Origin of the sequence: Salinicola socius (assembly GCF_001937195.1) — a bacterium.
In the GTDB taxonomy this organism is placed as follows: domain Bacteria; phylum Pseudomonadota; class Gammaproteobacteria; order Pseudomonadales; family Halomonadaceae; genus Salinicola; species Salinicola socius.
Genome location: NZ_MSDO01000009.1, coordinates 74559 through 88542, shown reverse-complemented (window position 1 = coordinate 88542; position 13984 = coordinate 74559). Strand labels below are relative to the sequence as shown.

Annotated in this window: 13 protein-coding genes; 5 read left to right on the top strand and 8 right to left on the bottom strand. The window is 62.8% G+C overall.

Features of this window, described 5'->3' with window-relative positions:
* Positions 1-70 precede the first annotated feature (70 nt).
* Positions 71-1138: an aldo/keto reductase gene (locus tag BTW07_RS07515; protein WP_075569554.1), complete on the top strand. Its 1068-nt coding sequence runs from the start codon at positions 71-73 to the stop codon at positions 1136-1138.
* Positions 1139-1188: 50 nt separating this feature from the next.
* On the opposite strand, the gene BTW07_RS07510 is transcribed toward BTW07_RS07515, so the two are convergent.
* Complete coding sequence (locus BTW07_RS07510) at positions 1189-1608, bottom strand: transcriptional regulator (RefSeq protein WP_075569553.1); 420 nt, start codon at positions 1606-1608, stop codon at positions 1189-1191.
* A gap of 190 nt (positions 1609-1798) precedes the next feature.
* Here BTW07_RS07510 and BTW07_RS07505 point away from each other — a divergent pair, with 190 nt between their 5' ends.
* On the top strand, positions 1799-3598 hold the full coding sequence (locus tag BTW07_RS07505; protein ID WP_110661311.1) for a putative bifunctional diguanylate cyclase/phosphodiesterase: 1800 nt from the start codon (positions 1799-1801) through the stop codon (positions 3596-3598).
* A gap of 46 nt (positions 3599-3644) precedes the next feature.
* Here the strand turns inward: BTW07_RS07505 and BTW07_RS07500 are convergent, their stop codons facing one another.
* The 5 genes from BTW07_RS07500 to BTW07_RS07480 all read right to left on the bottom strand — a co-directional run bounded on the left by BTW07_RS07500 (position 3645) and on the right by BTW07_RS07480 (position 9029).
* Positions 3645-4514, bottom strand: a complete 870-nt coding sequence (locus BTW07_RS07500) for a putative RNA methyltransferase (RefSeq protein ID WP_075569551.1) — start codon at positions 4512-4514, stop codon at positions 3645-3647.
* Between the two features lie 96 nt (positions 4515-4610).
* Positions 4611-5771 (bottom strand): N-methyl-L-tryptophan oxidase, encoded by a 1161-nt coding sequence (solA, locus tag BTW07_RS07495; RefSeq protein WP_075569550.1) that lies wholly within the window; start codon positions 5769-5771, stop codon positions 4611-4613.
* A 22-nt stretch (positions 5772-5793) separates the two neighbouring features.
* The gene (locus BTW07_RS07490; RefSeq protein ID WP_075569732.1) at positions 5794-7056 is read right to left on the bottom strand and encodes a dicarboxylate/amino acid:cation symporter; all 1263 of its coding nucleotides are present in this window, start codon (positions 7054-7056) and stop codon (positions 5794-5796) included.
* 119 nt (positions 7057-7175) lie between these two features.
* A complete protein-coding gene (yghU, locus tag BTW07_RS07485) occupies positions 7176-8030 on the bottom strand; it encodes a glutathione-dependent disulfide-bond oxidoreductase (protein ID WP_075569549.1) in 855 nt (284 codons plus the stop codon).
* A 387-nt stretch (positions 8031-8417) separates the two neighbouring features.
* Positions 8418-9029 carry an NAD(P)-dependent oxidoreductase gene (locus BTW07_RS07480; protein WP_075569548.1) on the bottom strand — a complete coding sequence of 204 codons (612 nt, stop codon included), beginning with the start codon at positions 9027-9029 and terminating at the stop codon, positions 8418-8420.
* Positions 9030-9186: 157 nt separating this feature from the next.
* On the opposite strand from BTW07_RS07480, the gene BTW07_RS07475 reads away from it, so the two are divergent.
* The gene (locus BTW07_RS07475) at positions 9187-9555 is read left to right on the top strand and encodes a winged helix-turn-helix transcriptional regulator (protein WP_075569547.1); all 369 of its coding nucleotides are present in this window, start codon (positions 9187-9189) and stop codon (positions 9553-9555) included.
* Positions 9556-9819: 264 nt separating this feature from the next.
* Positions 9820-10410 carry an NADPH-dependent FMN reductase gene (locus BTW07_RS07465; RefSeq protein WP_075569545.1) on the top strand — a complete coding sequence of 197 codons (591 nt, stop codon included), beginning with the start codon at positions 9820-9822 and terminating at the stop codon, positions 10408-10410.
* A 373-nt stretch (positions 10411-10783) separates the two neighbouring features.
* Here BTW07_RS07465 and BTW07_RS07460 read toward each other — a convergent pair whose 3' ends face one another.
* Positions 10784-11746 (bottom strand): LysR family transcriptional regulator, encoded by a 963-nt coding sequence (locus BTW07_RS07460; protein WP_244158325.1) that lies wholly within the window; start codon positions 11744-11746, stop codon positions 10784-10786.
* Positions 11747-11847: 101 nt separating this feature from the next.
* On the opposite strand from BTW07_RS07460, the gene BTW07_RS07455 reads away from it, so the two are divergent.
* The gene (locus tag BTW07_RS07455; RefSeq protein WP_075569543.1) at positions 11848-13065 is read left to right on the top strand and encodes an MFS transporter; all 1218 of its coding nucleotides are present in this window, start codon (positions 11848-11850) and stop codon (positions 13063-13065) included.
* 40 nt (positions 13066-13105) lie between these two features.
* On the opposite strand, the gene BTW07_RS07450 is transcribed toward BTW07_RS07455, so the two are convergent.
* Positions 13106-13846, bottom strand: a complete 741-nt coding sequence (locus BTW07_RS07450) for an SDR family oxidoreductase (RefSeq protein WP_075569542.1) — start codon at positions 13844-13846, stop codon at positions 13106-13108.
* Positions 13847-13984: the final 138 nt, after the last annotated feature.

The following is a 13984-nucleotide window of genomic DNA, read 5'->3' as shown; positions in this document are numbered from 1 at the left end:
TCGTTTCCCCCTGTCGACCATACTCGATTCTCTGTCGTCCCTTCCCTCATCGATAACGAGGAGTACCACCATGCGTTACCGCAATCTGGGCAATACCGGCCTGTTCGTCTCCGAGCTCTGCCTGGGCACCATGACCTTCGGCGGCAACGGCGAGATGTGGAGCCAGATCGGCAATCTGCAGCAGGCGGATGCCGACAGGCTGGTCGGCCGGGCTCTCGACGCCGGCATCAATTTCATCGACACGGCCGACGTCTACTCCCAGGGCCAGTCCGAAGTCATCACCGGCCAGGCGCTCAGGAATCTCGGCGTTGCGCGCGACGATGTCGTCGTCGCCACCAAGGTCTTCGGCCCCACCGGCACCGACGATCCCTACCGCTCCAGCGGGGTCAACAATCGCGGCGCTTCGCGCTACCACATCATGGAGGGCGTCAAGGCGAGCCTGAAGCGTCTGCAGCTCGATCACATCGATCTCTACCAGATCCACGGCTTCGATCCCGCGACGCCGATCGAGGAGACCGTACGCGCGCTGCACACGCTGGTCGAGCACGGCCACGTACGCTACCTCGGCGTCTCCAACTGGGCGGCCTGGCAGATCATGAAGGCACTGGGCATCGCCCGGCAGAACGGCTGGCACCGGTTCGAATCGTTACAGGCCTACTACACCGTGGCCGGGCGCGACCTCGAACGCGAGATCGTCCCGCTGCTGGAGAACGAAAAGCTGGGACTGATGGTCTGGAGCCCGCTGGCCGGCGGGCTGCTCAGCGGCAAGTACACGCGAGACGGAGAAGCACAGGCCGGCGACCGACGCGCCACCTTCGACTTCCCGCCGGTGGACCGGGAGCGCGGCTTCGACTGCATCGACACCATGCGCGAAATAGCCGATACCAAGGGCGTGTCGGTTGCCCGGATCGCGCTGGCGTGGCTCCTGCATCAGAGGGCCGTGACCAGCGTCATCGTCGGCGCCAGGCGTCTCGATCAGCTCGACGACAATATCGCCGCCACCGAGGTGCGTCTCGACGAGGACGAACTGGACCGCCTCGACCAGGTCAGCGCGCTGCCGCCGGAGTATCCGGGCTGGATGCTGGATCGTCAGGGCGACTATCGCCGCGGGCAGATGTCAGCATCGCGGCAGCGGTAACGGGACGCGGCGACGGAGCGCGATCCGATCGGCTCCGTCGCCGATGCATGTCAGGAGGATCCCTCGGTATCCTCCGGCTGCAGTCCATTGGCCCTCGCGAACGTCAACACCACCTGCCGCAGGATCTTGCGCTGCTCTTCGGTCAATCCCCGATAGATCCGCAACACTTCGTCCTCTTCTCCGCCCACGGGTATCACCCAAGTTGCCTGCATCTCTCCCCGGTCCTGTGATGATTGTTGGCCATAGCGCAGGAATTGGGGTTCGACGCCCAGCCAACCCGCCAGCACTTGCAACTTGTCCTGCGAAGGTATCGAGTCGCCCCGTAACCATCGGCGCACGGCCTGAAAGGTGATTGGCGCGCCCCAATAGCGCAAATTGAATTCGCGTTCCAGAACGGAAGGGCGACACTCATACCCGGCGGCAGTGAGAGCCGCTTGAAGACGCAGCGCAAACAACTGTTTTTCATCCATTGATTTAATTTGAACTATTTGTTCAATTTAAGTTGAACCACGGTTCAAATTTGTATTGAATAATTAATTCAACTCCTGTCGATTTGTAGCACTCAACCATAGTCGCAGAGTCCTAAGTTTACTATAGAGCGGTTGTTGGAATGCCACACGGATGGGGCAACGCAGACGGCTTTCGATGAGGTGCCACGCCGTGAATCTGGATCGATACGAACCATGGCGTCAGCAAGCCATGCATGACGCAACACTCATCGACGCACTGACTGAAGAGCGCGTCGATCGGGTGCGTTGGATAGCTAGGCAGCACTACGAGGTCACGGATGCCTGGTTCACGCTGCCGGGTGAAGATCAGCAGTGGCGCAGAACCCGCGTAGGAGCGTTATCGACCGACATCCCTGATGCGCTTTCGCTCGCGCATCGCACGCTCCGTCACGACGCGCTTTTCGTCATCGAAGATGCACGATGTCACCCCGAGTTCACCAGACATCCTCTGGTCGTCGGCTCGCCTGGCTTGCGTTTCTATGCCGGTGTGCCCGTACGAGATCACGAGGGTGTCGGCATCGGCGCGCTTTGTCTGGTGCATACGTCACCGGTTTCGGCCGCAGCGCTGAATTTCGACATGCTCCATGTCCTCGCCAGCCAGATAGAGGACGAGATCGGACATCATCTGCTGACCCGCCGACCGCCAGGGTTGACGCTCGATGACATCGATACATTGACGGGCCTGCCGAACCGACGTTTCCTGCAAACGCTGATGAAAGCGGAATTGACACTTGCCAGACAGCACCGGGGCCACCTTTCCGTGTGCCTGCTCAATCTGGATGGCTTCAAGAGCATCAACGAACTGCATGGCAGCGATATCGGTGACGCGGTGCTGCGGACAGTTGCGGCGCGTCTTCGCGATGCGGTACGGCGCAAGGATCTCGTCATTCACCTGGGGGGAGACGAATTCGTCATCGTCATGCGCGACGTACTCCAGGCGGAGGCCTGTCAGCGCATCCTCGACCAGATTCGCAGTCCCATAGAGACCTCGGGTCACGTTCACGCCCTCACGGCCAGCATGGGGATCACTGGCTATCCCGGCGACGAAGCGGACGTGGACGTGCTGCTACACCACGCTTATCAAGCCATGTACTCGGCCAAGGAAGCCGGCAAGAACGGCTACTGCCGTTTCGATCTCGAGCTTCATCATGCCCGGCGAGCGCGTATCGCCATTGTCGGCGACGTACACCAGGCTCTCTCACAGCAACGGCTGGAGCTGTTTTATCAGCCCAAGATCGATTACCGCGACGATACCGTCGCCGGCTTCGAGGGGTTACTTCGCTGGCGCCTGCCTTCTGGTGAGATCCTGCCTCCGGGGCGCTTTCTGCCCCATGTCGAGAATACCTGGCTCGATGTCGAGCTGAGCAAGTACGTCATCGACAAGGGGCTGACGGCACTCGAACACTGCATGCAACGTGGCCTGCCCTACGCCGTCAGCGTCAACGTCAATCCTTCCTGCTTTCTCGACAGCGGTTTCATCGACCACCTGCATCAGACTCTCGCAAGGCATGATCAAGAGCTGGTAGGGAAGCTGACACTGGAGATCCTGGAAAGCACTTCGCCGCAGCAGGACATGGATACCATCGTCGCCAACATTCGGGGTTGCCTAAGGCTCGGCCTGCAACTGTCGCTGGATGATTTCGGCACGGGACAATCATCGCTGAGCTATCTACGGACCTTTCCGACCCAGAAGATCAAGATCGATCGCTCCTTCGTCATCGGTATGCTCGACAATCCCGAGGACGAGGCCATCGTTGCCGCGATCATCGGCCTTTCGAAGAGCTTCAAACGCCTTGTCATCGCGGAGGGAGTCGAAAATGGGGCGATCGAGTCGCGGCTTAGAGCGCTCGGCTGCGATCTGGGGCAAGGATTCCATTACAGTCCGGCGCTGCCTTTCGAAGACGCCATCGAGTGGGCCGGCGAGTACTGCCTGCATCACCGGGCTTTTTGAAAGGACGAGCCCGACGCGTCTCCACGAGTTCCCTTATCCCCGCAAGCTACGCCAGCCGTTCGAGCCGCCTCAGGCGGACGTCGATGGTCACGCTGAGCGACGTCAACGCTTCCGCCTTGGCGCGGCCCTCGGCACTGGCGCGATAGAGATGCGGGGTCATCGCCAGCAGATCGGCGACGGCCTGCGGCTCTTCCAGGGTCAGAACGTAGCGAATCGTCTCGACCTCCAACGGGATCAGTCCGTCGGGCGCCAATGCCGGGCGCTCGCGCTCCGGTTTCAGGCTGGGATAGATGATTTCCCGTAGCTCTCGCAGGTGATCCGGTCCGACATCGGCCTGTATCAACACGCCCCCCGGCTTGAGCACGCGGACGAACTCCGGATAAGCGGGAAAGCCGAACAGGCACAGCACGCAGTCCAGTGAGCCGTCCTGAACCGGCAGGTTGGCGTTACTGGCCACCACCCAACTGGCGCGTCCCTCCTCCTCCTGTCTGGTGGCGCCCCGCTCCTGTTTGGCAGCAGCCAGCACCGCCCACTTGGAAATATCCAGGCCCAGCAGTGACAGCGACACGTCACTATCGGCCTGCGCCAGTTGGCGCAGGTAGTAACCCTCGCCGCAGCCGGCATCCAGACAGTGAAGCGTTGTCGAGGTCGACCCTTTCGCCAGCACGGCCCCCGCGACGGCCTCGGCCACGGGCTGATAATGACCGGCGTTCAGAAAACGCTGACGTGCCGCCACCATCCCCTTGCTGTCCCCCGGATCGCGAGACCGCTTGTGCTGCACCGGCAACAGATGTGTGTAGCCCTGCCTGGCGATGTCGTAACTGTGGCCGGCCGCGCAGCGCCATGTCTGGCCCTCGCGATGCATCGGATCGCCGTCCAGCGGACACGCCAGGGCGGAAAAAGGGATAATAGGCATATCGCTACCGCTTGCTCGTGAAGCCGCCCAGTTTACGCGACCTCGACGTTGGCGAAAGGCCCTCTCACATCGGGAAACGTTACGCTGAAGAAGAAATCACTTCGAAAAACGCCCCAGACGGAACCCGGCCAACCCGGGGGCGGCATGACCGCTGACCAGCCATTCCCCAAGGGATTCACCCAAGGCACTGGCGAACTTGAAACCGTGCCCGGAGAATCCCCCCGCCACGATCAGGCCGGGCAGGGGTTCATCGATCAGAAAATGTTCGTCCGGGGTGCGAATGTATTGGCAGACGGCGCCATGGCGCAGAGCCCCTACCCCCGGGAGATAGCGATCGATCACCCGCTGCAGCTCGACGATATCGTCGGGATAATCTCCGAAGGCCGCCATCCGCTCGCCCGGCGCCAGGATCTGGCCGCTATCATGGCGGCCGATCTTGAATCCGGCGCCATCGATATCCGGGAAGCCGTAGTAGACGCCCAGCTCCTCGTCGGTGAGGCTAAATCCCGGAAAGCTCTCGGGACCGTAACGCGCGCCGGCCTCGAACCAGGCAAACGTCTTGCGAACGCGAGTCAGCGGCAGCTCGATCCCGAGTGCAGCCAGCAGCGGTGCCAGGTGCTGTCCTGCCGAGACCAGCAGTCGATCGGCGCTGAATCGACGGCCATCGGCACACGTCGCCTCGAATCCGCCTTTTGCCAATGGCTGGAGCCGTGTCACCTGCGCCCCCGTCGTCAAGGTCACGTTCGCGCTTCGGTCTACCCGCTGACGCCAGCTGGCGAGTATTCGCTCGACCCGCAACACGCCTGCGCGGAATTCGAAAGCGCCGCGCATCGAAGCATCGAGCGCCCACCCCGGCCAGCGCTCCGAGGCAGCCTCACCGCCGAGTCTCTCCAGCGGCAGATCGTACTGCCGCGCACTTGCCTCGACCTGCTGGATGAACGGCGCCGCTGCCGGACCCAGGTTGAGCACCCCGGTGGGTAGAAACAACGACTCCCCAGTCTCCCGCTCCAGCTCCTGCCAGCGGTCCAGGGCACGCATTGCCAGCGAGACGTAGCCGCTACCCTCGCCGTAAGCCAGCCGGATCAGGCGGGTTTCGCCATGATGTGCGCCCTGATCGTGGGGCGGGCTGTGAGCGTCGAGCACCTGCACCGAAGGTTGGCGGCTGGCGTCGGGGCGGGAGGCCAGATAGTCGGCCGCCGCCAGCCCCATGCTGCCGCCGCCGATGATCAGATAGTCCGAGCGTGTGGTAGGACTCATTCGAGATTTCCTGGAATCGAGATCAAGCCGTCGTGGCTTCCGTATGTTGCGCATCCGCCCGCTTGTCCTCGCTGCGGGCGATGATGGCGGTACCGGTCAGATCGCCGGTCACATTGAGCGCGGTGCAACCCATGCCGACCAGCGCATCGATCGAGGTCAACAGCGCCACGGTCTCGATCGGCAGCCCGACCTGGGCGAAGACCGTCGCGATCATCACGATACCGGCGCCGGGTACGCCCGCGGTGCCGATGGAGGTCAGTGTGCCGATCAGCACGATCTCGACCATGGTCATGAAGTCCAGCGGGATACCGGCAACGTTGGCGGCAAAAACAGCCGAGATCGCGATCCGGATCGCCGCACCATCCATGTTGATGGTCGCGCCCAGCGGCAGGCTGAAGCCGTACAGACTCTGCGAAATGCCGAGCCGCTGCGCCGCGTTCAACGTCAGCGGTAGCGTGCCGGTACTGCTCTGGGTCGCGAAGGCCGTGGCCATTGGCGTGCGTGCATCGCGGAAGAAGGCCTTCAAGCGCACGCCGAATGTCGTCATCAGCACGCAGTAGAGGAAGAGATGCACCGCCAGCGCGACATAGAGAACGATAACCATACTGCCGAGCGAGAGAATCGTATCCATGCCCTGCCTGGCGACGGTGCCGGTCACGATCGCGAATACCCCGATCGGCACGTACTGGAGCACGCCCGCCATCACTTTCATGGTCACCGCGTTGAGCGCTTCGATGACCTCGTAGAGCTTTTCGCCCAGCCCGTTATCAAGTGCGCGCTGCCCCTTGCCGTGACGCATCTTCAGCAGCGCAATGCCGAACACGAAGGCGGTAAAGATGATTCCCAGCAGGTTGGGCTCGGCGAGCGCCGCGACGATGTTATCCGGGACGATACTCAACAGCACGCTGACGAGGCCCGGATTGTCCGGCACCTCGACACTGGTGCCGTCGCCCAGGTTCATGCCACTGCCCGGTGAGAACAGCGACGCCACCGCCAGCCCGACCACGATCGCCATGGCCGACGTCGCCACGTAATAGACGAATACCTTGCCGCCGATCCGGCCCATGCGGCCAAGATCGGCCTGATTGATGCCCACGATCAGCGTAAACAGCACGATCGGTACGATCAGAAACTGCAGCAGTCGCAGCAGCAGATCGCCGAATGGCGCCAGCCACGCGGCGACCGTTTCTCCCCCGATCAGCCCCACCGCCACGCCGAGAACCAGCGCGATGGTGACACGGAGGATCAACGAGGATTCGAGATAGCCTCGAAACAGAGTTTTCATGAACATGCCTATGAAGGAGCTGCTGGATAACCCCGCGAAGTCGACGCGGTGTCGATGTCACGTAGCGTAACGCAAAAAGCCCGGCGTGATAGCCGGGCTGGGGATACCGGACCCGCGTATCAGCCGCCGATCTTGTCCTGGGTCTTCGTTTCGAAGTCGCTTGCCTCGTGGCGCTCGTGGAGCTGCGATTCCGCCTCACCGAAGGTGCGATTGACCATGCGGCCACGCTGCACGGCAGGCCGGGCATCGATCTCCTTGGCCCAGCGCTGGACGTTCTCGTAGCTCTCCACGTCCAGAAACTCCGCAGCATCGTACAGCCGCCCCAGCGCCAGTTGACCGTACCAGGACCAGGTGGCGATATCGGCGATGGTGTACTCGTCACCGGCCAGATAGCGCGACTCGGCCAGGCGACGGTCGAGGACGTCGAGCTGACGCTTGGCTTCCATGGTGAAGCGATCGATGGCGTATTCGATCTTCTCCGGTGCATAGGCATAGAAGTGGCCGAAACCGCCACCGAGATACGGCGCGCTGCCCATCTGCCAGAACAGCCAGTTCATCGTCTCGACACGCTGGGCCGGATCGCTCGGCAGGAAGGCGCCGAACTTATCCGCCAGATGCAGCAGGATCGAGCCGGACTCGAATACGCGAATCGGCTTATCGCCACTACGATCCATCAGCGCCGGGATCTTGGAGTTCGGGTTGACCTCGACGAAGCCGCTGCCGAACTGATCGCCATCGCCGATCTTGATCAGCCAGGCGTCATACTCGGCGTCCTTGCCCAGTGCCAGCAACTCCTCGAGCATCACGGTGACCTTGACACCGTTGGGCGTCGCCAGCGAGTAGAGCTGGAACGGATGTTCGCCGATCGGCAGCGCCTTGTCGTGGGTCGGGCCGGCGACCGGACGGTTGATGCTGGCGAACTTGCCGCCGCTCTCTTTCGGTTCCCAGACCTTGGGTGGGGTGTAATCGCTCATCACAACTCCGTGACAGGAAGTGGCTGCGACGATGCCGTCCATCCGGCATCGCCATCGTGTGAGGAAAACATAGCGTGTTAAAGGTTGCTCGGCGAGCTGCAATCGATCTGCCCCTACCAGGAAAGCGTCGAGCCTTCCGATGGGTGGCAGTGGCCTCCCAGCCCTGACCCAGCAGGCGTTTGACGAGTCCCAGCCCGATACCACGCGAGGCACCGACGATCAGCGCATGCCGGCGGATTCGATCTACCTCGATCGCCATCGTTCATGGCTCCGTTGCTATCCTTGAACGTGCGAGCCTTGCAGTGGCGCGCTGAAACGTCAACGCGCCGGCGTATGCCGGCGCGTTGGCGAATGCAATCAGGCTTGCCACGATCCAACCAATTACGCTCAATAGCCGACGGTGAAGCGCTCGCGAAGGTGGCGTGGCGTTTCGAGTTCATCGACCAGCGCGACGGCGTAGTCCTCGAACGAGATGCTGGAGCCCTGATCGTTGGATAGCAGCGTGTCCTTGCCGATGCGAAATTGCCCCGTACGCTCGCCGGGTAGGAACATTGCGGAAGGCGACAGAAAGGTCCAGTCCAGGTCTTCGACCTGCTTGAGTCGATCCAGAAATTCCGCACCTCCAGTCGCTTCCTCCCGGTAGGCAGCGGGGAAATCATGCTGGTCGATCAGACGCTGACCGGGTGCGACCTCAAGGCTGCCCGCCCCGCCAACCACCAGATAGCGCTTGACGCCGGCATCGCGAACGGCCCCCACAAGGGCATCAAAATCGCTGGCGACAAAATGCACGGCGCTGATGACCGCATCGTGACCGCGGAGCTGTTGTGACAACGCCTGGCGGTCGAACAGGTCAGCGGATTTCGCGGTCACGCCGTCGAGCGCCGGGATTTTGCCGGCATCGCGCACTATCGCAGTGATGCGGTGACCGCGATCCGACAACTCTTTCAGAATACGAGAACCGGCGTTGCCGGACGCACCAATCAACGCAACAGTTGCCATGATCGACCTCCTGAGTCTCATTTTTTGCCTTGGTCTTTTCATTAGACCATTGAGTGAAATTATGAGACTTTTCTCCCAACCGCAAGAAGGCAGTTGGACCTGACCCGGTCACTGCCAGATGACCTTTGGCTAAACATCGCGACCCGAGAAACTTCAGATGTCTTCACTGCGTGACGCTCACGACTTCGAACAGCCCTGTCCGATTCGCGACGTTCTGGATCGTATCGGTGATCAATGGAGCCTGCTTGTCCTCAGCACGCTGGAATCCGGCACATTTCGCTTCAATACCCTGCTGCGCGAGATTGGTGATATCTCCAAGCAAATGCTTTCTCGAACCCTGAAACAGCTCGAGCAGGACGGCTTCGTGACGCGCACGGTGTATGCCGAAGTTCCCCCCCGGGTGGAATATACCCTGACCGATCTGGGTCGCTCCTTTCTGCAGCCGATGCAGCACCTGGTGGCGTGGGCCGACGAGAACCACAGGACCATTGTCGACGCGCGCGCACACTATCGGGCGAGTCGCTGAGCGCATCGAAACATCGGCGCGCCAGCGAGCCAGCGTTTTGGACCCTGCGGACGAGACCAGGGCGCTGGTCGACCACCTCAGCGAGCGGATGACGAGGCGAATCGCGAAATCCGCGCTCGAGCGAGCCGAAGGCCGCGCCGGCGGCTATGCTGTGGCCAATGCCAGTCTCTTCACTTCGTCGGCGGTTCGTGGCGGGCGTCGAGAGACAGCGGTTATCGACAGACCCTCCCGGTTTGACTCATTGCTTTGATTCAGGAGCTTCCCATGGCCGATCGCATTCTGGTTCTCTACGGTTCCTACCGATCCGACCGCGCAGGCATCCGCCTGGCAGACTATGCCGTGCGCACGCTCTACGCCCGCGGCGCCGATGCCGAACTGATCGATGCCATGCAGATCGATCTGCCGATGCTCGATCGCATGTACAAGGAGTATCCCGAGGGCGAGGCGCCGGAGGCGATGGAAACTCTGGCCGGCAAGATTCGCGACGCGGACGGTTTCGTCTTCGTCACCGGCGAATACAACTGGGGCATGCAGCCCGGGCTCAAGAACCTGACCGATCACTTTCTGGAAGAATGGTTCTGGCGGCCGGCCGGCATCGTCAGCTATTCGGCCGGACGCCTCGGCGGCGCCCACGCCAATCTCGCCTGGCACGGCACGCTGGCCGAGATGGGCATGGTCGTCATCTCCAGCACGGTCGCGGTCGGTCAGATCGGCAGGACGCTGGACGAGCAAGGTGCGCCGCTCGGCGATGCCGGCGCCTCCCTCGAACGCGCTTTCGATCGCTTTGCCGATGACCTCTCATGGTGGACCGAGGCGGGCAAACGCCAGCGCGCTCATCGCGCCCCGCCCTTTTAGGCCGGCCGTTCTCGCCACCCCGCTGGGGCCGCCCGTCATGCTGACGAATCCACACCCATTGGCAGACAGGCCGAGCAGGGATCTCGGTCCGGCATCAACTTTCAGGACAAGGCGTCTTCGCTGTTGATGATCATCCCCCGACCAAGGTCAGTCGCGCCCTGTCACCGAGAACCCCGCGCGCGATGAGCGACGCGCGTCTTTTCCGCTCGCTGCGGGTCTACAACTATCGATTCGGGGCACCCCGCCCGGCGCGCCGATCGTCGGCTGGGTGGGCGATCATGCCGGGTCGCGCGGGGCGATGATGGTGGCCGCCGGCGTGATCGCGGCGGCGGTTGCGCTGCGATTGATCTTGCAGGAGCGTCGCGGTCAGGTTTCAGCGGGTTGAAGGCAGAGTCTCCCTGCGCATCGTCATGCCCGACATGCCGGGGGCCTGCGCGCGGACCAGATCGATGAATCGTCGCAGCCGCGGCGGGTAATCGTCGGCATAGGGATAGACCAGGTAGACCGGTAGCGGCGAGGCACACCAGCTCGGCACCAGCTGGACCAGGCGCCCGGCCTCCAGATCCTCGGCGACCCGCCAGGCGGACACGATGGCGACGCCGAAGCCGGAGACGGCAAGCTGACGAATGGCCGCCAGATTGTCGCTACTCACCCGAGGCGCGATAGCGAAGTGGTGTTCGCGACCATCGCCGGCGTGAATCAGCGAAACACGGTCGCGATAGAAGGTGCGCAGCGCCAGCCACGGCAGCGTCGCCACCGCCTCGATATCGTCGATCTCGATGCCGGCGATCACTGCCGGCGCCGCCACCACGATACGCGGCACCTCCGCCACGGGCACGGCGACGACCGCAGGGTCTTCCACCTTGCCGACTCGGATCGCGCAGTCGATGCCCTCGGCGATGAAATCCGGGTAACGGTCGTGCAGTAGCCACTCGACGCTGACTTCCGGGCATTCCCGAAGATAGAATTCCAGCAATTCCAGCAGTTGATCCTGGCCGAAGGCATGCGGCACCAGCACGCGCAGCCTGCCACGCGGCGTTTCGGTCAGCCCCTGCAGATCCTGAGCCATCGAGGCCCAGCGTTCGCAGACCCCCTGCGCATGGCGAAAGCAGCGCTCGCCGTCATCGGTCAGGCTGAGGCGATGGGTCGAGCGTTGCACCAGACGCAGTCCCAGCAGGCTTTCCAGTGCCTTGAGGCGACGGCTGACGGTGGGCTGGCTCACCCCCACGCGCTGAGCCGCGGCCGACAGGCTGCCGGTCTCGACGATACGCATGAAGGTCTGCAGCAATTCGAGGCGATCGGGGGAACCAAACCGGGACTCATCCATGCGATTCATTCGCTCCGCGTATAACCGTTGTTCGAATCACGCTACTACACGCAATGTTCATACACCATCAGAATGCGCTGCACCTCCCGTCCGGCCTCAGGAACATCGTCATGCCTCTTACTTTCCAGGATCCGACAGCGTCATCCGCGCTTCCTCGACGACTGATCATCCTGCTGGCGACCAGCGCCGGGCTCAGCGTGGCATCGCTCTACTACGTGCAGCCGCTGCTCGGCATTCTGGCCGCGGATATCGATATCGACGCGCGCACGGCCGGCCTGATCCCCACGCTGACCCAACTGGGCTACGCGCTGGGCATTCTGCTGTTGATCCCGCTGGGCGACCGAATGGATAGGCGCCTGTTGATCGTGATCAAGGCGGTTTTACTGGCAATTGCGCTGCTGGCCACCGCGCTGGCACCGTCGATCGCGACGCTGCTGGTGGCGAGCCTGGCCGTGGGCCTGACCGCCACCATCGCTCAGGACATCGTGCCCGCCGCCGCCATGCTGGCTGCCGACCGCGAGCGCGGCAAGGTCGTCGGAACGGTGATGACCGGCCTGCTGCTGGGCATTCTGCTGTCGCGTGTCGTCAGCGGCGTGGTGGCCGAAGCGTTCGGCTGGCGCGCGATGTTCTTCATCGCCACGGGGTTGATCGTGCTGATCAGCGTGGCGCTGTGGCGTGGCCTGCCGCGTTTCGAGTCGACCTCGAGTCTCAGCTATCGCGCGCTGCTGGCGACGCTCTACCATCTGTGGCGCGATCAGCCGGAGCTACGTCGCGCTGCCACCGCGCAGGCGCTGCTCTCGGTCGCCTTCAGTGCCTTCTGGTCGACACTCTCGATCCATCTACTCGACGCCTATCAACTGGGTAGCGCGGTCTCCGGGGCGTTCGGGCTGGCCGGCGCCGCCGGTGCGCTCGCCGCTCCCCTTGCCGGCCGCATGGCGGATCGCAGCGGCCCGCATCAGATCACGCGAATCGGTAGTGCGATCGTGCTGCTTTCGTTCGTGGCGATGGCGGCCGAACCCTGGCTCCCCGCGCCGCTGGCTCTGGGGCTGATCGTGATGGGTGCGCTGGGCTTCGATTTCGGCATACAGGCCACCCTCGTCTCCCACCAGACGCTGATCTACGGGCTCGACCCCGCCGCCCGCAGTCGTCTCAATGCCGTGATGTTCACGCTGGTATTCATCGGCATGGCGGTAGGATCCGCGCTGGGCAGTCTGCTGCTCGGTGTATGGGGCTGGCCAGGCGTTATCGCGCTGGCCACGGTATCGGCACTGGGCGCCTTGCTGATCCGCCTGCTCGATCGAACGCCGATGCCGGCCGCTCAGCATTGAGCCAGGGCAATAAAACGCCGCCGGTTGCTGTCTCGAGGCGTCACACCATGCCGCCGTTGGCGCGCAGGATCTGGCCATTGATCCAGCGGCCCTGCGGCCCGGCCAGAAACGACACCACACCGGCGATCTCGTCCGGCTGACCCAAACGTTCGAACGGCGACATGCTGGCGATCGTCTGAACCTGCTCCTCGCTCTTGCCCTCGAAGAACAGCTCGGTCCCCACCGGTCCCGGTGCCACGGCATTGACCGAGATATTGCGACCTCTCAGCTCATTGGCCAACACCCTGACCAGGCCTTCGACGCCGGCCTTGCTGGCGATATAGGCACCGTAGCCCGGGAACGACTTGCCCAGCACCGAAGAGGAAAACGCAATGATCCGACCGCCGTCGCTCAATATCTCGGCGGCTTTCGCCATCACCAGCCAACTGCCCCGCAGGTTGGTTGCAAGCGTCCGGTCGAGAATCTCGACGTTGTCGCTGGTGAGCTTCGCCATCTGCATCATGCCGGCGTTGTTGACCACCACGTCGATCCGACCGAATGCCGCCAGCGTCTGCTCGAACAACTGCGTGACGGCGCTCGTCTCGGCGATATCAGCCTGGACCGCCAAAGCGCGGCCACCCTCGATTTCGATATCGGCAACGACCTGCTCGGCGAGCGTCTTGTTGCCGGCGTAATTGACCACCACGGCAAAACCGTCGGTGGCCAGCTGCAGCGCGATGGCCCGGCCGATGCCCCGTGAGGCGCCGGTGACCAGGGCAACTTTCTGTGAGGTATTCGTCATCAATCGACTCCCTATCGAATTCCGGTTATCGGAACCGTTCAGCGTCATGCCAGGCCAACCATTCGACCTGGCGATCCGGCACCTAGTATTGGCATTTCTTCAGACTGAATAAATCAGATAATCTGCCAACACTATTCA